At 54.2% G+C, this 20177-nt stretch carries 13 protein-coding genes and 1 pseudogene; 5 read left to right on the forward strand and 9 right to left on the reverse strand.

The features are described 5' to 3' along the window. Nucleotides 1–307 precede the first annotated feature (307 nt). The 5 genes from SD425_RS14010 to SD425_RS14030 all read right to left on the reverse strand — a co-directional run bounded on the left by SD425_RS14010 (nt 308) and on the right by SD425_RS14030 (nt 11834). Nucleotides 308–5278, reverse strand: coding sequence for a PA14 domain-containing protein (locus tag SD425_RS14010; protein WP_324670561.1), 4971 nt, complete (start codon nt 5276–5278; stop codon nt 308–310). Nucleotides 5279–6182: 904 nt separating this feature from the next. Further along, a complete protein-coding gene (locus SD425_RS14015; protein WP_324670562.1) occupies nt 6183–9563 on the reverse strand; it encodes an FG-GAP-like repeat-containing protein in 3381 nt (1126 codons plus the stop codon). A gap of 361 nt (nt 9564–9924) precedes the next feature. After that, nucleotides 9925–10320, reverse strand: a complete 396-nt coding sequence (locus SD425_RS14020; RefSeq protein WP_324670563.1) for a hypothetical protein — start codon at nt 10318–10320, stop codon at nt 9925–9927. 166 nt (nt 10321–10486) lie between these two features. Beyond that, nucleotides 10487–10795 carry a hypothetical protein gene (locus SD425_RS14025; protein WP_324670564.1) on the reverse strand — a complete coding sequence of 103 codons (309 nt, stop codon included), beginning with the start codon at nt 10793–10795 and terminating at the stop codon, nt 10487–10489. After that, nucleotides 10737–11834 (reverse strand): M12 family metallopeptidase, encoded by a 1098-nt coding sequence (locus SD425_RS14030; RefSeq protein ID WP_324670565.1) that lies wholly within the window; start codon nt 11832–11834, stop codon nt 10737–10739. Before SD425_RS14030 ends, SD425_RS14025 begins: the two co-directional genes overlap by 59 nt. A gap of 316 nt (nt 11835–12150) precedes the next feature. On the opposite strand from SD425_RS14030, the gene SD425_RS14035 reads away from it, so the two are divergent. Genes SD425_RS14035 through SD425_RS14045 form a run of 3 tightly spaced genes read left to right on the forward strand, consistent with a single transcriptional unit; the run spans nt 12151 to nt 13121 of the window. Continuing rightward, entirely contained in the window at nt 12151–12333 is a 183-nt protein-coding gene (locus SD425_RS14035; RefSeq protein ID WP_324670566.1) for a hypothetical protein, read from the forward strand. Nucleotides 12334–12338: 5 nt separating this feature from the next. Further along, nucleotides 12339–12794 (forward strand): hypothetical protein, encoded by a 456-nt coding sequence (locus SD425_RS14040; protein ID WP_324670567.1) that lies wholly within the window; start codon nt 12339–12341, stop codon nt 12792–12794. Nucleotides 12795–12803: 9 nt separating this feature from the next. Further along, nucleotides 12804–13121 (forward strand): DUF3817 domain-containing protein, encoded by a 318-nt coding sequence (locus SD425_RS14045; protein WP_324670568.1) that lies wholly within the window; start codon nt 12804–12806, stop codon nt 13119–13121. A gap of 62 nt (nt 13122–13183) precedes the next feature. On the opposite strand, the gene SD425_RS14050 is transcribed toward SD425_RS14045, so the two are convergent. Together SD425_RS14050 and holA are read right to left on the reverse strand one after the other, a co-directional pair. Then, nucleotides 13184–13774 carry a hypothetical protein gene (locus SD425_RS14050; RefSeq protein WP_324670569.1) on the reverse strand — a complete coding sequence of 197 codons (591 nt, stop codon included), beginning with the start codon at nt 13772–13774 and terminating at the stop codon, nt 13184–13186. A gap of 33 nt (nt 13775–13807) precedes the next feature. Further along, nucleotides 13808–14854 carry a DNA polymerase III subunit delta gene (gene holA, locus SD425_RS14055; RefSeq protein ID WP_324670570.1) on the reverse strand — a complete coding sequence of 349 codons (1047 nt, stop codon included), beginning with the start codon at nt 14852–14854 and terminating at the stop codon, nt 13808–13810. A 169-nt stretch (nt 14855–15023) separates the two neighbouring features. On the opposite strand from holA, the gene tyrS reads away from it, so the two are divergent. Further along, nucleotides 15024–16322: a tyrosine--tRNA ligase gene (gene tyrS / locus SD425_RS14060; protein WP_324670571.1), complete on the forward strand. Its 1299-nt coding sequence runs from the start codon at nt 15024–15026 to the stop codon at nt 16320–16322. 221 nt (nt 16323–16543) lie between these two features. On the opposite strand, the pseudogene SD425_RS14065 reads toward tyrS, so the two are convergent. After that, nucleotides 16544–16717: pseudogene (locus tag SD425_RS14065) on the reverse strand (histone H1); the annotation flags it as partial. Nucleotides 16718–16967: 250 nt separating this feature from the next. Next, entirely contained in the window at nt 16968–18206 is a 1239-nt protein-coding gene (locus SD425_RS14070) for a pyridoxal phosphate-dependent aminotransferase family protein (protein ID WP_324670572.1), read from the reverse strand. 311 nt (nt 18207–18517) lie between these two features. On the opposite strand from SD425_RS14070, the gene accC reads away from it, so the two are divergent. After that, nucleotides 18518–20020 (forward strand): acetyl-CoA carboxylase biotin carboxylase subunit, encoded by a 1503-nt coding sequence (gene accC, locus SD425_RS14075; protein ID WP_324670573.1) that lies wholly within the window; start codon nt 18518–18520, stop codon nt 20018–20020. Nucleotides 20021–20177: the final 157 nt, after the last annotated feature.

The following is a 20177-nucleotide window of genomic DNA, read 5'->3' on the forward strand; positions in this document are numbered from 1 at the left end:
GGGCGTTACAGAAAAGGGCGGCGGAAGCCCGGAATCAACTCAAAAGTAACGAAAAAGCCGTGGCTGTTGTGGCAGCACCTGCTTTTTACACTGCAGAACGCAGTAAATAGCAGCTTTGGTATGTTCAGGCTCGTTATGTAGCACCTCCACCAAGCGCCTCCAACCTAGTCGTTTTTTGCCTTGACAACTGGCGTCCTAGCCTCTGACGCGGTGGCTAAAACATAAAAAAGCCGCCGCTGAAATCAGCGGCGGCTTTTTGCGCTATATATATAAGGAGTAGACGTCGCTTTTACGCGCGGGCCACAGCTTAGTGCTTGATGGATACTTTCTGGATCTGACGCTCGCCGTTAGCACCTAAGAGCGAGAGTTGATACATGCCATCAGCGGCGTTCTGCGTATCAACCGGCACTTGGTTGAAACCAGCTTGCACCTGTAGCTTCTGCTCCTTCACCACCCGACCTAGGTTGTCGGTGAGCGTGAGGGTAGCCGCTTGCGTTACCTTTGAGGAGAACTCCACGGTGAAGGCACCTTCGTTCGGGTTGGGGTACACGCTCAGACCATTGGCCGAGCTGCTGCCGAGCACGCTGCGGCCAGTCGTTTCCGTCAGGCTGCTGCCGTTGACGCGGCGCATCATGTTGCCTGTTACCGATTGCCGGCCCTGGCCAGGACCTTCGTAGGCTAGGTTCAGCACCTGGCCACCACCCTGTTGTAGGTAAGTAACCGTGAAGGCGTGGGTACCAGCCTGTAGACCGATGGAGCCAGACTGCCATTTACCGGCATCATGCAAGCCATCGTTGTTTACAACCAGCGTCGAGCCGATGAGCAGCTGCGTACCGTCGTCGGAGCTCGAGTAGAAGGTGTACTGCCCGTCGGTTGGTACGGTGATGTAACCCGTGTAGCGGATGGCGTAGCCGTAGTCGCGCTGGCGAGGATCCAAACCAGGAGCTCCTAGGGTACCCGATTTCACCACGTTCAGGCCGTCGAAGTTGGGCAGCGAATTCCAGAAGCCTTCGTAGTATTTGTAATCAATACCCGATACGGTGTTTGCTGGGTTTTCCGGCACGCGCAAGTTAGACGAAGTAAGCGTTGGATATATCGTACCAGTAGTACTACGCTTCAGAGCAGAGGCTGGGATTACTTGCTTAGCGAAGTTTGGCCCGGCGTAGCTCACAGTCAGGTTTTGTCCACCTATACCTTGTGCGTAAGCGATGGTGATGGCGTGCGTACCTGCTTGTAAGCCAATGGTACCTGATTTCTCAATATAGCTATGGATGCCATCGTTATCAACAACCTGCGTGGAGCCAATAAAGAGCTCAGAGCCGTCATCAGAACCCGTCGTGAAGGTGTACAATCCGTCCGTAGGCACCGTAACGTAGCCCGTGTACATCAGGCCGTAGTTGTAGTCGCGCTGGCGACCATCTAGGTTCGGAATAGCAGCGGTACCGGTGCTCACAGGCGTCAAGTTGTTGAAGTTTGGCACCTGGCTCCAGAAGCCTTCGTAGTATTTGAAGTCCATTCCGGCCACCGTGTTAGAGGGGTTTTCGGGTACGCGCAGTGACGTGCTTGGACCTGGGTTTGTACCGGAAGCCGTCCGTACTAGTGCCGAGCTCGGAATAGCTTGCTTCGTGATGTTCGGACCTAGGTAGCTTACGTTCAGCGTCTGGTTGCCCGCTCCTTGCAGGTACAGCACTGTGAAGGCGTGGGTACCGGCTTTGAGGCCGATGGTGCCCGACTGCTCACGGTACTCGTGCAGTCCATCGTTGTCGACTACCTGCGTGGAGCCAATGTACAGCTCGGAGCCATCATCAGAACCGGTGAAGAAGGTGTAGCGACCATCCGTAGGTACGGTGATGTAACCCGTGTACTGCATCACGTAGCTATAATCGCGCTGACGTGGACCTAGGTCGAAGGAGGTAGTAACACCAGTTTTCACGGGGTTAACACTGTTCATATCTGGGAAGCTGCTCCAGTAGCCTTCGTAGTACTTGTAGTCGAGCCCGTTGGTGGTGTTGTTTGGGTTCTCCGGATCACGCAAGTCGCTGGAAGAAGCCACCATGGTTGAGCGGCGCAAGGCAGAAGCAGGTACAGCCTGTTTCGAAATGTTCGGACCTACGTAGCTCACGTCTAGGCTCTGGCCGCCAGTACCTTGCACATACGATACAGTTAAGGCGTGGGTACCAGCTTTCAGACCAATGGTGCCCGATTTTTCCACGTAGCCGTGCATTCCGTCGTTATCAACCACCTGCGTGGAGCCGATGTACAGCTTAGAGCCATCATCAGAGCCGGTGAAGAAGGTGTACTGGCCGTCGGTAGGCACGGTGATGTAGCCCGTGTACTGCATGGCGTAGCTTGTATTGCGCTGACGCGGAGTCAGTTCGAATGCCGTCGTTGTGCCCGTCTTTGTAGCTGCTAGGCCGCCAAAGTCCGGAATAGTGCTCCAAGAGCCTTCCACGTACTTGTAGTCGAGACCTGCCGTAGTAACAGTGGGGTTTTCAGGGTTGCGTAGGCCTCCCGTGCCACGGCGCAATACAGCGCTTGTAACGGGTTGCTTTTGTACACCTGGTCCTAGATACGTTACATCAAACACCTGGCTACCAGCACTCTGCCAATATTCCACGCTGAAGGCGTGCGTACCAGCCTTTAGGCCAATAGAGCCTGATGCTTCTTTTTCCTCGTGCGGACCATCGTTGTCGAGCACCATGGTCGAGCCAATGTAGAGGCGCGAGCCATCGTCGGAGCTAGAGAAGAAGGTGTACTGACCATCAGCTGGCACCGTGATGTAGCCCGAGTAGCGAATCAGGTAGCTGTAGTCGCGCTGCCGCATACCTAGGTCAAACGAATTGACAGTACCAGATTTGAGCGGGCTGATCGAGTTTACGTCCGGCATCCGGTTCCAGAAACCTTCGTAGTAGTTGTAAGTCAGGCCCGCCTCGGTGTTGTCGGGGTTTTCTGGCGTGCGTAGCGATGAAACCGTCGAACCTAGGCAAGAAGCCGTGCCCACCGACGTGTGCGATACACCCGTAATGCGGTTGTCGAGCATCAGGTTGGGCGTGTTGATCAGGTTGGTGTTGCACACCAGCGTACCATACGAGCCCGAGTTCAGGTAAACTGCGTTAGCGCAGTTGATAGCGGTGTTGTTCTGGAAGATGGAGCCAAGGACAGCGGGTATCTTCTCATCGTTGTAGCGGCTGCCACCCTGCTGGAACTGAAGAAAGTTCAGGTATCCTTCTGGGTACGAATCGTCAACGATAGCAGGCACGTTGGGTGTATGCGCGGTCAGTGTATTGCCCCGCACTTCCAGGTTGATCACGGCCGTACCAAAGGTATTGGCTTGCAAGTGCTGCACAGCGTGTACACCGATGAATACACCGTTGGAGCCATCCGTACCACCCACATTGTTACCCACAATCTGGTTGTTGAACATGGGCACAAACTGCTGATAACCGGCGGTACCTTGGAAAGGCGTCAGGTCAATTGAACCGCTGTTGGTCAGCGTGTTGTTCACGATAGCAACTTGCGATGTAGCGTTCTGGTACAGCGTGATTCCCCGGCGGTTGCCTTCGAACGTGTTGCCTTCTACCAACCAGTTGCGCGAGCCCCAGTTGAAAATAGCGTAGCGGCTGCCCGAGCTAGGTACTACGTCCCAAGCCCGGTCGAGGGTCAGGGCATTGCCATTGCGGCTTACGATGTTCCGTACTTGCCCAGTGCCATTGCCACTCACGATAGCTACTACTGGATTTTTTTGCGGCTGGCCCCACCATTTGCCGTTGTCCTGCAGCATGTTGCCCCAGGCGGCAGTCACCGTACCAGCATCTTCGTCGGCCCGACCGCCACCACTGCCACCACCTTCTGCGATGATAGCTTCGCCGTCGTTGGAGTTCTGCGCTGGGCCGTTGATTACTTTGAACAGGTTGTTGGTAACAGCTACGTTCTGCGCGAAGTTGAGGATCAACACGTGGTTGACCAAGTAGCTAGGATAGCGGGCGCTACCGTCGCGGTAGACTTTGTTGTTCTCAAATACGCCTTCGTGGGCACCGTTCAGGTTCAAGCCGTCAACGGCGTAGGTGAAGTTGTTGTTTGCTACGATAAAGTTGGTGCAGCCATTCAACTGGATTGGGCCGTGGTAACCGGCTTTGTCGTCAACGCCCTGCGTGAAGTCGGAGTTGGCAATCACGAGCTTGTTGGAGTTAGCCCACCAGAGCCAGTCGCCCTGACCTAGGTCGAAGCGAATGCGCTGCATGAACACTTCAGTACCCCGGCCCGTCATGTTCTGAATCCAGAAACCCGACTCATTTACGTTTTGGAGGCTCAAATCGGCAAGACCTGACTGCTGAGTGTCACCCCAGATGAGGCCCCACTTATCGGAGCTAGGCCAGCCGTAACCGTATTTAATGGTCGTTTGGTCTTTACCCGCACCCCGCACAACCACGCGGTTGCGCATGATCAGGCTACCGCCACCACCAGGGGCCAGCTTGTAAGTACCCGCTGGCAGGTATACTACTCCCCCACCGTCGTTGGACGCCTTGTCGATGGCGCCTTGAACAGCATCCCAGTCGTTATCGTAACCATTGCCCGAAGCTTTCTTGCTCAGACGGCCGTCGGTTTTTACGTTGTATACGTTGCCGGAGTAGTTGATCTTCGGTGCCCAGCCAACTCCTAGGTTGAAATAGTCGCTGCCGCCGTTGATTCCTTTAACAGTTTGCTCAACGGTGGTTTCCGCGCCGCGGCCGTTGCTCACAACTACTTGGTACGTGACACCAGCTTGCAGCGAAGTGGGTGCGTTGAATACCAGCGTATAAGCATCGCTCTGGCTAGCATCTACTTGGGCATCGCCACCGCCCGAACCGACGAAGCGAACTTGGGCACCGCCCCCGCCGAGTTGCAGGTTACGGCCGAAGAGCCGCATACGACCGCCCGGAGATACTTCCGGCGAATCGAAATGATGGCCTTGTGCTTGGTTTACATAAACCCGCGGGCTGGCCTGCCCATTATCGTCTACCCATACTTGGTAAACGTTTACCCCTAAGTTGCTAGGTACTTGTACCGTTGCCTGACCTGCCATCTGAGTTAGGATGGGTACAGCAACCGGTGACGCTGAGCCAGCGGAGAGGTAGACTTTGGCGGTAGCGCTAAAGTTGCCTTGTAGGCTAATGGCTTCGCCTGGTTGAGCCGAAGGGCTCGCATTGAAAATTACGGTCTGGGCCCACGCACCTGGTGAGAGGCCATAGCTGCACAACAGTGTCAGCCATGAAACAAGGACAGTAAAGCGGTTCTTCATGCAGTTTGAGTTACAGATGAGTGTTGCTTCAAAACAAATTGAGCATGCGGATGAAATTTTCCGCAGTAGGACTTTCTGACCCGAATGTCAAACCGAAATTTTTTAGTAACTAAATTTGAAATATGAAAATATGTGTTATTGGCACCTAAAATTATTTATAAAATTCATGTATTTTATTAGAAAAGTTATATCATAATTTTAATCCAACAGATGTTTGAAATGTGAAATTTAGGTGCAATAATTAGCTGATTAGTAAGTAAATATGAATATTTAGATTATATTATTATGGCTTATATTCAAGTAAAAACTAGTTAAATGACAATTAAGTGCAATCAAAAAAAGGGCATATACAGTGCATAAGTCATGCCGAAATTGACTCTGTTTTGCCATTTCTTTTGGAATAAAAATAATCCGCCCTCCCTTCAGTGCAATGCCTTTTTGCACTTTAACAGACTAGGCTTTTTTGACGCCTTTTACTAGCACGGAAATAGACAAAACCTAGCTACACAGTGCCGCGTAAACAGCAGGTTTTCCTAAACCCAGCAAAGGACAAGTGCCTTTGAAACCTTATCTTTTCGATTATTGGTCAGCTTTAGTACCGCAAACCTTTGCAATTGCGCGCATCTACTGGAAACGAACCTAGCTGGGCTAGAACTTGGAACCTAGCTAACCCGGCGGAATACAATTAATGTCCTTAGTTTGGTCGCCACATACTCTGCTTAGTTCAAAAAAAGCGGGCACGTGCATAGCTTTGGAGCAACAACACAAACCTAGGTTTTGCTGCTACTCCAAAGCTATGCACGTGCCCATCATCTTATTACCGATCCGGCAATAATTTAATGCTCTTCTAAGTTATTAGACAGATAATCAGCAGCTAACGCACAGAATAAGCACAACCACCTGTTTATTCTACAATCAGGCGCTTAGTAAGCAGTCCTTGCGTGGTGCTTAAGCAAAGGCTATATGTACCTTGTGCAAGGGCCGTAAGTGCTAGCTCTGGGCTGTTGATGGCCTGTTGAGGTGTCCAATACTGCTCGATCATCAACTGCCCTAGAGTATTGAGCACCCGTACGTGAACCCCTTGCTGAGCTAAGTTAGCCGGTACGAGCAGGTGCACGCTCGCATGAGCGGGATTGGGGTATAGGCTCACTTGCGTGGCAAGCGTACTCGCGTTTGCCGTACCCAGTATTTGCTCCTTCCGCTGATTCAGGCGCACACTCACCGCTTTCCCCTCATAGCTCGCGGCTATTACGTCCAACGTACCGTTGCCATCGAGGTCGGCTAGGGTTATGCTCTGGGCCGTATGGCTCACGGCTACTTCCTGCGTACCGCTAAATATGCCGTGGCTATCATTCAGGCGCACGCTCACGGTGCTTGTGCTGTTGCTAGTCACGAGCAGATCCAGATCCCCGTCCCCATCGATATCGCCCAGGGCTAGGCTATTCGGGTAAGCCCCAACGGTTACGCTCTGCCCCTCATCGAAGTCGCCTAATCCATTGTTACGGCGCACGTTCACGCGTCCTTCCTGAATATTGGCGGTAAGCAGATCCAGATCACCATCGCCATCTACGTCGCTTAGCTGAATCTGGTAAGGTACGTTCTCGGCTAGCTCCTGCGTGCCGCTGAAAACACCTAGGCCATCGTTCAGGCGAACACTCACGGAGTTGCTCACTTGGTTACCGACGAGCAGGTCCAAGTCTCCGTCGCCATCTACATCGCCTACAGCTAGGCTAGCAGGATAATTTCCCACCATCACATCTTGCTTTCCGCCGAAGAAGCCACGGCCGTCGTTGAGCAGCACACTTACGGTGCTCGTCACGTTGGCGCTAGCGCCGTTGGCGACCAGCAGATCTAAGTCTGCATCCCCATCCACGTCCCCGAGCGTAATTGCCGTTAGGTTGTCTTTCACGTACACCACCTGCCCGGTACTACTGAAAACGCCAGCTCCATTATTAAGGCTTACACTCACCGTACCACTGGCGTAGTTGGTCGTGAGCAGGTCAAGGTCGCCGTCACTATCCACGTCGCCCACCACAATGCTGTTGGGGTAATCACCAACGGTAACCTGCTGCGAGCCACCGAAGTGCCCCGTACCATCGTTCAAACGCACACTTACAGTGTTGTCGGCGCCTTGGGCCACGAGCAGATCTAGGTCGCCATCACCGTCTACATCGCCTACGGCCTGGGCCGTAACATTGTTAGCGAAAGGTACTTCGGCAGTGCCGCTGAACACGCCCGAGCTAGGTACGGTTGCCGTAGTGAACTGAAAAACCTGGGGCGTAGCCGGCGTATTCGTGGTGCTTTGGGCCGCAGCGGTGAGCGTAGCAAAAACCGTTTCGCCGGCTCTGAATGCCGTTGTAGGTGCAAACGTCAGAGCGCCGCCTTTCACCTGGACTCTACCTGCTTTTAGCCCGCCCGCCTGCTGACTAAACACCTTGAGCGCCGTTTGCGTAGCAGGCTGATTGCTCAGCGGTTGGTTGAAGGCAAGCGCCACGGGCGTCGTGAGGGCCGCGGCCAGCGCATTGCGCACCGGTGCCGTCGGGCGCACGGTTAAACTCACCACCAAGGGCAGTTCGTTGCTAACTCCCGACGCATTAGTCACCCGCACAAGGCCAGTGTTAGCACCCGCTGGCACAACAGCCGTCAGCTGAGTGGCAGAACTTACGACCACCTTGCTAGCAGCTATGCCGTTGAAGGTCACTGTGCTAGTAGGCGTGAAATAAGTACCCGTGAGACTTACGCTGGCTCCTACCGGGGCTGCTTTGGGCGCCACACTGGCAAGCGTAGGAGCGGGCAAGTGTTGGTTGAGGCGCACACTAATAGAGTTACTGCCGCTATTGGCCGTAGCGAGGTCTAGGTCGCCGTCACCATCGACGTCGCCCAGCGCCGCACAGACCACTCCTACTCCGACGGACACTTCCTGCGTGCCACTGAAGATACCTAAGCCATTGTTGAGCCGTACGCTCACGCTGTTGCCTATGCCCGCGCCATAGTTGGCCGTTACCAGATCTAAGTCGCCGTCCCCATCAATGTCGCCGAGTTTGGCACTCGGCCCAGCACCAACTAGCACCTCCTGTGTGCCACTAAAAATACCAAGGCCATTATTGAGGCGTACGCTCACCGTGCCACCAAAGTCACTTATGTTGTTGCTGGTGAGCAAGTCGAGGTCCCCGTCGTTATCTAGGTCGCCTAGCACCAGGCTCGTTGCCACGCCGCCAACGCCTACGGTTTGCACGGTTGGGAAGCTGCCCTTGCCATTGTTCAGGCGAATCGTTACCACATCAGCGCGCGACACTAACAGGTCGAGGTCACCGTCGGCATCCACGTCGCCCAGCACCACATCGTTAGCTGGGCCACCTACTACGTTGCCGGCGCTAAAGCTGCCCTGCCCATCGTTCAAGTGCACAGTTACGGTGCCGTTGCTGCTGCTGTTGCTAGCCGCTACCAGGTCGAGGTCGCCATCACCGTCGATGTCACCAGTCGTCAAGCGCGTGAGGTTAGCGCTAACCAGTATCTCTGAGTTCCCGCTAAAGTGACCTCGGCCATCGTTGAGGCGCACACTCACGCTACCGGGCAATGGCAGCCGCACCCCGTAGTTAGCCGAGAGCAGGTCGAGGTCCCCATCGCCGTCGAGGTCGGCTAGCACTACCTGGTCTGGCTGATTGCCAACGGATACCTCCTGGCCGCTGCCGAATGTACCCCGCCCGTCGTTCAGGCGCAGGCTTATGGTGTTAGCGTTCGGGTTGGCGGTAAGCAAATCAAGGTCGCCGTCGCCATCAACGTCGCCCATTGTCACAGTACGCGGCGAGCTGGTCAGGGCAACTTCCTGGTTACCGCTGAAAGTGCCTGGCCCGTTGCCGGCAGCCGTCGTAAACTGAAATACCTGGGGTTGAGCTAGTGTTTCGCCGGTGCTGCTTTGAGCCGCCGTCGTGAGCGTAGCAACTACTGTTTCGCCGGGGCTGAAACGGGTGCTAGGCTCGAAGCTAAGTGTGTTGCCGCTCACCGTAGTTGCTCCTGCTTTCTTGCCACCTGCTACTCCACCAAATACGCGCAACGCTTGTTGCGTCGCCATGCCGCGGCTCAAAGCCTGCTGAAAGCGCACTACCACCGGCGTAGAGCACGGCGCACCTACTGCGTTGCGCCCGGGTACTAGACCGGTAACCACCGGCGCCTGTGCTTGCACTGCATTAGCTAGCCCACTCACAATACCGATCGTGCTCACAATACGTGCAAAAGGAGCACCTACACGGATCAAATAGCAAGCGGTAGTAGTGTTGGCACTCATATAACGTAGGAATAAACAACTAGAAAAAGCACCAAAGCAAGCTACTGAAGAGGTTTTCCGTGTGGTAGCATCACTATGCGAGTACAGTGGATGCTACCTAAAAAGTAGTAGGATGAATTGATGATGTAAATGTAGTTATTTAACTATATATACAAGATTTATCACTGTATTATCATACGTATTTTACAATATTCTTCATATAGTGCTAATCTATACTCTCGGCGCTCAAGGCGTTTGGCATAAATGTCGTACTCCCTGCTAGGAGTTTTCCCGCGTCAGCTGTCCTTTTAGATACTACACAAAAAAGGCTTACAACCGCTTGTAAGCCTTTTTTGAAGCTGGTTTATCTACGTGCCTGTTCTCACGGATCTACTACCACGTCGACTCGCACATTGAGGGCGCTACTGAATCCGACATTTAGCCGGATCATCACCCCGCCGTTATAAGGAGCGACGTTATAAACCAACATGTACGCATTACCAATAAACCGATTTTGGTTCGGATCGGTGTTGTACTCACTGATGGACGCAACCACCCTTGAGCTAGAACGGATACTCGGGTGGCCACAATTGAGAATAACCGTCCCAAACCCACGCCAAGTGTAATAAGTTGAGAATGAGGCGGCGCTCAGTTCGGGCGCTGCCCCTTTTTTGGCTGTACCCGCTTCGCCGAGTTTGGCTGTTTCTATTTTTACGGGCAAGTTGCTCCCTGCTTTCATGACTTCGGGAGCGGCTGCTTTTGCTTCTAACGTTTCCATAAACATTTTGTAATGAGGAGATTAAAAAAGATCTTCACAGTGGGTCCGCTGCGGTAATTCGAACCCGGTACTCTTCACTTAATTAGGTAGGTAAATCCAGCTATGGGTACAGGAAGCATCCTGCTTGGTGGTATAATTAATCGGCTAGTCAGAAGCTAGCTGTCGCTCAAGCCTCCACAGTTATCGTGAGGATTTTGGTTGTGGAGTCGAACCAAGGGTCACCCGTGACCACGTCAATCGTGGCTTGCCCTGGCTGAATGGCCCGAAACAACACCGTACTTGGGGCCCCCATGGGCGTTAAGACCGTGCCTTCCGCGTGCAGTACACCAGGCAGGTAAGCGCCGAGCATTTCCATTACGTCATCTCCCGTTTGCACATGGCCCCCACTCGCTTGCAGCACGAGTACATCGCCAGGGTTAAGCGTGATTTGCGAGGGCAGCTCCGGTAAGCTCTGGGTGTCGATGATTCGAGGCATGGGGCAGGATGAGGGTGGCTTCAAGGGTAGCGTCGCGTTCGGTGACTGGCACATCTTCTGTTTCGTCCCAATCTGTTGCATCTACGGACGCGAGGAGCTGGTCGGCAGGTGCTAGCTCTGACGTCAGGCCGAACAAAGGCTTGGGATAGATCTTACCGGCGAAGGTGTAATCAGTGCTATTAATATCAACCCCTCCCACAATCGGCTGCCCATCCTTGGTAATAGAAGCCGGCAGCTGATAACACATAATAGACGTTTGGTCGGCAGGCGTACCCATAATGGACTGGATGCTGAGCGACGTCAGCACCTGAGCATCCACGGTAGCTTTGTCCCAGCCCTGCGTTTTCAGAAAGTAGGCGTAGGCTTTCAGCGGGTCGATGCGGCTGACCAGCTCCTGGCGCATGTGCTCGTGCGGGAACCCAAGGGTATGCCCCGTCTCGTGGCGCACTACCCGCCTAAACTCTGCCTCCGACGTATTCATGCTAAAGCCCTGCAGGTTCATGGTGGGCCGATTTTTCGGAATTAGGGTAATGTCGGTGCCTAGGTACGACCAGTAGCCTCCTGCCCCGCGCGAAATCCGCACGATGCCGACCCCAGTCGTCTCCGCAAAAGAGATGCACGTTGTTCTGGTCCAGGCGTTCATGTGGCTCACAATACGCGCCCGAAGGTCGGCGGGCGTAGGCTCCATGAAGCTAACGGTAAGCCGGCGTGGGGAGGGACCCCAATACTTACTTACCAACACCGTCAGGAACTGCGGTTGAAAGTCGGTCGGCGCTTTCAAGTCCGCCAGTCGCCCGAGCACGGGTCCATTGACGGGATTTACGCGCAGGGCCGTATCGGCGGCTAGCTTTGCCAGCCGCGGTGGCACCGATTTGATACTACACCCTAGCTGCTCCGGCGGCAGAACGCCATCTGCGCTGCGCTCCCCCTTCGGGCTTGCTACCGGCGCGCCATCCTTGCCGGTAATGCTGCTTAGTACTTCCCCGATTTTCAGGAGGGCCTCACGTAACTGCTTTTCTTGGTCGTTCTTCTCTTTCATCCGGGTAGCTGTTAAACTATCAACGTGCTAATGATTTGACGATGAGAAGTTACCACTATCCCGAGCCCACGTCAATCGCATATTGATGTGGTAACGCTAGCGCGGGCTGGCGCAAGCCATTGTTCGCCTTTTAGCTGGCAGGCGTACCGTTGGCATAGCTGGGGCGTCGTCCTGCAGCTGCTTGTTCAAGAAGCAGGTTGGCATAACTCTATTTGCATTTCGCAAAAGGATAGAATTGTCCCAATTCTCGCTTGATGCGTGCTAACGTTGGGTTTATCAGGGCTGGACCTTTGTCTGCGGAAATTACTCCAACGCTATGCTCACCTATCATCCTCCTGCCTTGCCCTTGCTTGGTGCTGCCGCTGCTGTATCAGCAGCGTACGACAACCCCATTGCGCCCTTTGCGCCCACCACTTCCGCACGGCGCACCACTTGGTTTTTCTCCCAAGCGCCGTCCGAGCACAATCCAGGACGGCACTTCACCCACCAACTAGCCTAGCTCCAATGTACGCTGTGCTATTAACGCTTCACTCGCTGTTCCGGTGGGTGGTGCTGACGGGGCTGCTCATAGGCCTAGGTCGGGCGTACCGCGGGTGGCTCGGGAAGAAAGCATTCCTCGGTATCGATGATACGGTCCGCCACACCACAGCCACCCTAGCCCATGTGCAGCTAATGCTAGGCTACGGGCTTTATTTCGCGAGCCCGCTGGTGCAGATGTTTCACCTGCGCGACACAGAGCACGCACCTACGGCCCTCTTCTTTGCCGTCCAACACGTAGCCGCCATGACCGGGGCCATCATGGTGCTTACCATTGGCTCCGCCCTGACCAAGCGGCGGCCTACCAGCACAGAAAAGTTTCGCACGATGGCCCTATGGTTCACTGCCGCGCTACTGCTTATTCTGTTAGCTATTCCGTGGCCGTTTTCCCCTTTTGCTAGTCGACCGTTCTTCCGCTTCTAACTCCCTTTTATGTTTGGTTCTCCTATTAGTCGCCTCCGCTTGCTAGGTCTTTTTGAGGGCATGTCCCTGCTACTGCTGATTGGCGTGGCCGTTCCTCTGAAATATTTCTACGGCAACCCGGCATTCGTTCGGATGCTGGGACCCGTGCACGGCTTGTTGTTTCTGCTCTTTGTGCTGAACACGCTGCGCGTGGGCGTCGAGTATCACTGGCGCTTTGCCACAACTACCTGGAAAGTGCTGCTGGCTTGCGTCGTTCCGTTCGGCACCTTCTACGTCGATTACAAGATTCTAGCACCCATGCAGCGAAAAGAGCAAGAACCTCTTTAACGGGCTGTATCTCCCGAGACACACGGTAGGCGAAACTAGCATCTATATAGATGTCTCAAAGGCTAGCTACCAAATAAACTTAAGATTGCTGCAGAAGTGGAATCACCTTTTAAAGGCTCAGACCAGCCAGTTGGTAGCTGAAAGTCGGCGGCGGGATATAGATTTGGTGACATGGGTGTGGTAGCGTCATTATACAAGCGCTCAATCATTTGCTGCACTTCTACTAATATTTCTCCTGAACACTGACTCGATACGATAATACCGCACGCTCTATCTGGTATTGCAACGTAATAGCCTTCAGGAAATATCCGACTCAGCTCAAAATGTAGGAGAACTTTGCTGGAACTGATAACATCCTCATCGTTAAGAAATGCAATCCAATCAGGCTGTGTCTTCGTCGCGCCTTTGTAGTGCCGATGAAAATAGTTACTCTGTCTTATGTTATCAAGCGCTTGCTGCTGCCAGCCTACCTTCGACGTGTTCAAATTGTCGAATGTATCACGGTCTAAATACATGATAGCCTTGCCATCATCTTCTACCCAGGTTAAAATAAACTCTCTGTTAGGAAACAACACATGCGGTAGATCCCAATTACCTGTTTCATAGTAAGCAGCCGGTACTATTAAAGGCTGGAATCGAGTTAGTTCAACCACTTATTTAATCTTAATTAGCTACTGATTTAGACGTCATGCCACCGCGCTTAGCGGTACCGGATGCAGAATCAGAAACACCAGCTCGCGCAGAATCTCGCCTTCCGTCATGGAGCCGCTCTCGATGCCTTTGCTCTGCAAGTCGGCGCGGCGAATGAGGTGGATAATGTCACGGGTGCGCTCGGCGCTGTAATTGCGCTGGGCCAACTGGTAATCCTTTTGGGCGAAGCTGTTCATGATACCTAGCTTCTTGTAGTCGGCATCGGAGGGGTTGGCGTGCTGATGCAGCACCAGCAGCTTCGTAAAAAAGCCAAAAAGCAACGTCAGGTTCGGAATGAGCGGGTTGGCCTTGGGGTTAGCTTCAAAGTAGAGCAGGATGCGGTTGGCCTTCAGCACGTCGCGCTGCACTAGGGCACGCTGTAGCTCGAAGATGTTGTATTCCTTACTAATGCCTACTAAACGCTGCACCAGGTCCTCGTCGATAGGCTGACCGGGCTTGAGGTTGAGCAGCAGCTTATCCACTTCATTCGTAAGCCGACCTAGGTCGGGGCCGATGTACTCTGCTAGCATCGCTACGGCCTGCCCCGTAATCTGCTGCTGCCGGCTGCGCACGTAGCTGGTAAGCCAGGCGGGCACCTGGTTGTCGTAGATCTTCTTGCTAGTGAGCACCACGGCCTTCTCGGCCAGCAGCTTACCTAGCTTTTTGCGCGAATCGAGCGTTTTGTTTTTGTAGCCGAATACGAGCACAGTGCTCGCCAGCGGGTTCTTCAAGTAAGCCTCCAAAAAAGGCCATGCCTTCTCGCTCTCCAAGTCAGCCACGCCCTGCGCTTCTTTCACAATCACGACGGAGCGCTCCGACATCATCGGGAAGCGGCGCGCCTGCCCGAGGATGGTTGCCACGTCGGTATCCTTACCATACAGCACCACTTGGTTGAAGCCCCGCTCGTGCTCGGGCAGCACGCTTTGTTCAAGGGTATTGGTAATCAAATCAATGTAGTAGGGCTCCTCCCCTTGCAGGAAGTAAATGGGCGCAAACTGCCGCTGGCGCAGCTGCTGCATAATGTCGTCGGCGGAGAGATTCAAGGGAGTGACTGCGGGGCTAAGTGACTGAGTGGGCAGCTAGGTGGACAGCTCACACTCCGATCATGCAAAGATACCGCTGCGCCTTATACCTTTGTTAGCAGAAAAGGCTTCGGGAAATGTTTCGCTTCCCTACTCAGTCATTCAGTCACTCAGTCACTCTTCTACTCTCTTGAATTTACTCGACGAACTCCGCTGGCGCGGAATGTTTCATGATATGATGCCCGGCACAGCCGAGCACCTAGAAGCCAACAAGCCTATTACGGGCTACATCGGTTTCGACCCCACGGCGCCTTCCCTGCACATTGGCAACCTAGCCACCATTATGCTGCTGGTGCACCTGCAGCGCGCCGGACACCGCCCGATGGCCCTGGTAGGCGGCGCTACGGGCATGATTGGTGACCCCTCCGGCAAATCGGCTGAACGCAACCTGCTCGACGAGGCAACGCTGCGCGCCAACCAAGACGGTATTCGCCGGCAGCTAGAGCGCTTCATTGAGTTCAACGACTCACCCACCGGGGCACTCATCGTGAACAACTACGACTGGTTCAAGGACTTTGGCTTCCTGCAATTTCTGCGCGACGTAGGCAAGCACCTCACCGTGAACTACATGATGGCAAAGGACTCGGTGAAGCGCCGCATCAGCGGCAACGAAGACACCGGTTCCGACGGCCTGAGCTACACCGAGTTCACCTACCAGCTGCTGCAAGGCTACGACTTCTTCCATCTCTACCAGAACCTAGGGTGCACCCTACAAATGGGTGCTTCCGACCAGTGGGGCAACATCACCACCGGCACCGAGCTGATCCGCCGCCTCACCAACGGCGAAGGCAAAGCCTACGCTCTCACCGGCCAGCTCATCACGAAGGCCGATGGTACCAAGTACGGCAAGAGCGAAACCGGCACCGTGTGGCTCGACCCCACCATGACCTCGCCATACCAGTTCTACCAGTTCTTCCTAAACAGCTCCGATGCCGACGTGCCTCGCCTTATTCGGGTGTTTACGCTGCTCAGTCAGGAAGAGATAGAAGCCTTGGAAACCGAGCACGCACAGGCGCCTCACCTGCGCACCTTGCAGAAAGCCCTGGCAAAAGACGTAACGACTCGCGTCCACTCGGCCGAAGCCTTCGAGGCCGCGCTGGCAGCTTCGCAGGTGCTCTTCGGGGGCGGCGACCTAGCTAGCCTCGACGAAGCAACACTGCTCGACGTATTTGCTGGCGTGCCCCGCATCGAGGTGCCCCGCGCCCAGCTTGACAACCTGAGTGCTATCAATCTGCTCAGCGACAATACGCAGAGCGTCATCTTCCCATCAAAAGGCGAAGCGCGCAAAAATATCCAGAACGGTGGGGTCAGCCTGAACCGGCAGAAGGTAACAGTAGAGCAGCTAGCTACCGATGTGCCACTGCTACTGGATAAGTACTTGGTAGCCCAGCGCGGCAAAAAGAACTACTACCTGATCAAGGTCGTGTAATCCGCAAAGCTGATCGAACGTACCATAGCGTTCCTACAAACAAAAAAGCCTCACTGATCAGTGAGGCTTTTTTGTTGTCTTCGACGAAGTCAGTGGGCTTGAGTCCGCTGACTTCGTTGTTTCGACTACTTCTTCTTTGCAGCAGGTGCTTTTTTAGCGGCAGCGGGAGCAGCAGCTTTCTTAGCTGGAGCTGCTTTTGGAGCTGGAGCTGCTTCGCCGCCCGAGCTATTTTTCATGTCCTGTACTTCGGCACGAATCTGCTGGGCCATATTCTTCAACTCCTGCATGCCCTTGCGTACACGGGTACCAGCGGCGGAGTTCTGCTTGTCGTAGAACTTCTCGAAGTCGCCTTCCAGTGACATCACAAGATCCTTGAGTTTACCAAAATTGTTCATTTGCGGGGGGTTGTTGGGTGTGAAAGAATGCTTTTGTCGGGGTCTAATATACTGGGATTTCAAATACAAGCAACTCTTACACTTTTTTTTAAAAGCCCTTATCTAGGCTGTAGAGGCCGATTTTACCTGTCTAGTGTTCAGCTTACCCTACCCCTATCACTTATAATCTAATTAGAATAATACAAAAAACGCCAGCAACCTGGGTGGTTGCTGGCGTTTGAATAAGCACTAGTTGGGATGCAGCAGAGCGCTAAGCGCTTACTGTGTTTTTGGAATACAAACCTTTGTCAAGTTTAGCGGCAATTGCTTCAAAAGCCGTGATTGTCTCCCGCACATCTTCTAGTGTATGCATGGCCGTCGGGATCAGACGCAGCATGATAACTCCCTTCGGAACCACCGGATATACCACGATAGAGCAGAAAATACCGTGATTTTCACGCAAATCGAAGGTAATTTGGGTTGCATCCGAGATTTCACCGTTCAGGAACACAGGCGTGACCGGCGACTCGGTGGTGCCAATGTTAAAGCCTTTCTCGCGCAAACCGCTCTGTAGAGCCCGTACAACGGTCCAGAGGTTTTCCTTTAGCTCTGGCTGGGTGCGCAGCAATTCCAACCGCTTTAGCGCGCCCACTACTAATGGCATGGGCAACGATTTGGCGAAAATCTGGCTCCGCATATTGTAACGCAAATATTCAATTACGCTTTCGGGGCCAGCCACGAAGGCACCGATGCTCGCCATCGACTTCGCAAACGTCGAAAAATAGAGGTCAATGCCGTCCTGCACGCCTTGTTCTTCGCCCGTTCCGGCGCCCGTAGCGCCCATAGTGCCGAATCCGTGGGCATCATCCACGAACAAACGGAACTGATATTTCTCCTTCAGGGCCACAACCTCCTTGAGATTGCCCATGTTGCCCGACATGCCAAACACGCCCTCGGTGATAACCAAGATACCGCCGCCCGTTTCGTTGGTCATGCGGGTAGCGCGCTGGAGTTGCGTCTCGAGCTTCTCCATATCGTTGTGCGGGTACACAAAACGTTTGCCCGCGTGCAGGCGCACCCCGTCGATGATGCAAGCGTGCGACTCCGCGTCGTACACAATCACGTCGTGGCGGTTCACGATGGCATCAATAATAGATACTACTCCTTGGTAGCCAAAGTTGAGCAGCATGCACTCTGGCTTCTTCACGAAATCGGCCAGCTCGCTTTCCAATTGCTCGTGCAAGTTAGAGTTGCCGCTCATGATGCGCGCGCCCATGGGCAGCGCCATGCCATATTGAGCCGCACCGTCCACGTCGGCCTTGCGCACCTCCGGGTGGTTAGCCAGACCTAGGTAATTATTCAGGCTCCAGGTGAGAACCTCTTTACCGCGGAAAATCATGCGGGGCTTAATCTCACCTTCCAGCTTAGGAAATGTGAAATAGCCGTGCGCGTAGTGCGAGTGGCTGCCCAGCGGGCCGCGGTTGGAGGCAATCTTGTCAAAAAGATCCACGGAGGAACAAGTTAGATGTGAATGTAAAACGGGCTAGATAGTGAGGCTTCTAACCACTCCGCCAACCATAAGGTTATGCGAAAATGTTTTCAAAGTTATGTAAAAGCCGCAAAGGTAACCGCCCGCCGCGTGGCTTCCAAGTTGCCCCCGAGGGGCTAGGTCGATGAAAACGAGCGCTCCATCTAGGTGCAGGTAGTTGTTTGCCTAGTGACTTACCCGCCGCACCTACTTGTCAGCTATTTTATTGCGTACGCTTTTCTCCCACACAAGTACGCATATTTGCGCTTCTACTGCCTAGCCAATTTCCACCCATGAAAAAAATAAAAAAGCTACTGGTTTCCAATCGTGGTGAAATCGCGCTCCGCGTACTTCGCTCCGCCCGCGAGATGGGCCTGCAAACGGTAGCCATATATAGTGAAGCCGACCGCCAGGCCCTGCACGTACGCTACGCCGACGAGGCCGTGTGCGTGGGCCCGCCCGCCTCCGCCGAAAGCTACCTGCGTGGCGACAAGATCATTGAGGTATGCCGTCAGCTCGGCGTCGATGCCATTCACCCCGGCTACGGCTTTTTGTCGGAGAACGCCCAGTTTGCCCGCCAGGTGCAGGAAGCAGGCCTCGTTTTCGTCGGTCCTTCACCGGAGGCCATGGAGCTAATGGGCTCGAAGCTAGCAGCCAAGCAGGCGGTGGCGAAGTATGGTATTCCGATGGTACCGGGCACCGAAGAGGCCATTTCCGATGTGGAGGAAGCCAAGAAAGTAGCCCGTGAAGTAGGCTTTCCGATTCTGATAAAAGCTTCGGCCGGCGGCGGCGGCAAAGGCATGCGCATTGTGAACGCCGAAGCCGAGTTTGAGGAACAGATGCAGCTAGCTGTGTCGGAGGCTACTAGTGCTTTTGGCGACGGTGCCGTCTTTATTGAGAAGTACATCGGCTCGCCGCGCCACATCGAGATTCAGGTGCTCGGCGATGAACACGGCACGATCCTGCACTTGTTTGAGCGCGAGTGCTCCATCCAGCGCCGTCACCAAAAGGTTATTGAAGAAGCGCCCTCATCAGTGCTCACGCCAGAACTGCGCGCCGCGATGGGTCAGTGCGCCGTCGACGTGGCCCGCGCCTGCAACTACACGGGCGCCGGCACGGTGGAGTTCCTGCTGGATGAAAACCACAACTTCTATTTCCTGGAGATGAATACCCGCCTCCAGGTAGAGCACCCCGTGACGGAGCAGATAACGGGCCTCGACCTAGTGAAAGAGCAGATCAAAGTAGCTCAGGGGCAGCCTCTAAGCTTTGGTCAAGATGATTTGAAAATTCAAGGCCATGCCTTGGAGCTGCGCGTGTACGCGGAGGACCCCGCCAACAACTTCCTCCCCGACATTGGAACACTCACCACGTACGTGCGCCCGCAAGGCCCCGGCGTACGCGTGGATGATGGCTTCGAACAGGGCATGGACATTCCGATCTACTACGACCCGATGATTGCTAAGCTCGTCACCTTCGGGCAGGACCGCACCGAGGCGATTGACCGTATGCTTCGCGCTATCGACGAGTACCAGATAACGGGCATCCAGACGACGCTGCCTTTTGGTCGGTTCGTGCTCCAACACCCGGCTTTTGTGAGCGGCCAGTTCGACACAAACTTTATCCGCGACCATTTCACCCCTGCCGACCTAGCTCCAACGCCCAACGAAGAAACGCTCAAGCTCGCGGCGGTATTCACGGCGATGCTGCTGGAAACCAAAAAGCCCCAAGTGCCCGCCGGCAGTGAAGTAGTGAGCACGCCATCTGCGTGGCGTCGCAACCGGCTTGGCACGCGTTAACAACACGCATAAGCTTCTAGTACCTAGGAAAAGCAGCCTTCTTAATTCGACTAAGAAGGCTGCTTTTTCTTATAGGCACAGAAGCGTTATAGGTAGTTGCGAGGCAAAAGGACACCTGTTCTTTTTGGCAGTGTTTCTTCCCATTATGATAATGCTT

The sequence above is a fragment of the Hymenobacter sp. GOD-10R genome (assembly GCF_035609205.1).
Taxonomy (GTDB): Bacteria; Bacteroidota; Bacteroidia; order Cytophagales; family Hymenobacteraceae; genus Hymenobacter.

Bases quoted from the DNA above. Each gene is read 5' to 3' on its own strand.
- SD425_RS14010 (WP_324670561.1), bottom strand. From the start codon at position 5,278: ATGAAGAACCGCTTTACTGTCCTTGTTTCATGGCTGACACTGTTGTGC.
- SD425_RS14015 (WP_324670562.1), bottom strand. From the start codon at position 9,563: ATGAGTGCCAACACTACTACCGCTTGCTATTTGATCCGTGTAGGTGCT.
- SD425_RS14020 (WP_324670563.1), bottom strand. From the start codon at position 10,320: ATGGAAACGTTAGAAGCAAAAGCAGCCGCTCCCGAAGTCATGAAAGCA.
- SD425_RS14025 (WP_324670564.1), bottom strand. From the start codon at position 10,795: ATGCCTCGAATCATCGACACCCAGAGCTTACCGGAGCTGCCCTCGCAA.
- SD425_RS14030 (WP_324670565.1), bottom strand. From the start codon at position 11,834: ATGAAAGAGAAGAACGACCAAGAAAAGCAGTTACGTGAGGCCCTCCTG.
- SD425_RS14035 (WP_324670566.1), top strand. From the start codon at position 12,151: ATGCTCACCTATCATCCTCCTGCCTTGCCCTTGCTTGGTGCTGCCGCT.
- SD425_RS14040 (WP_324670567.1), top strand. From the start codon at position 12,339: ATGTACGCTGTGCTATTAACGCTTCACTCGCTGTTCCGGTGGGTGGTG.
- SD425_RS14045 (WP_324670568.1), top strand. From the start codon at position 12,804: ATGTTTGGTTCTCCTATTAGTCGCCTCCGCTTGCTAGGTCTTTTTGAG.
- accC (WP_324670573.1), top strand. From the start codon at position 18,518: ATGAAAAAAATAAAAAAGCTACTGGTTTCCAATCGTGGTGAAATCGCG.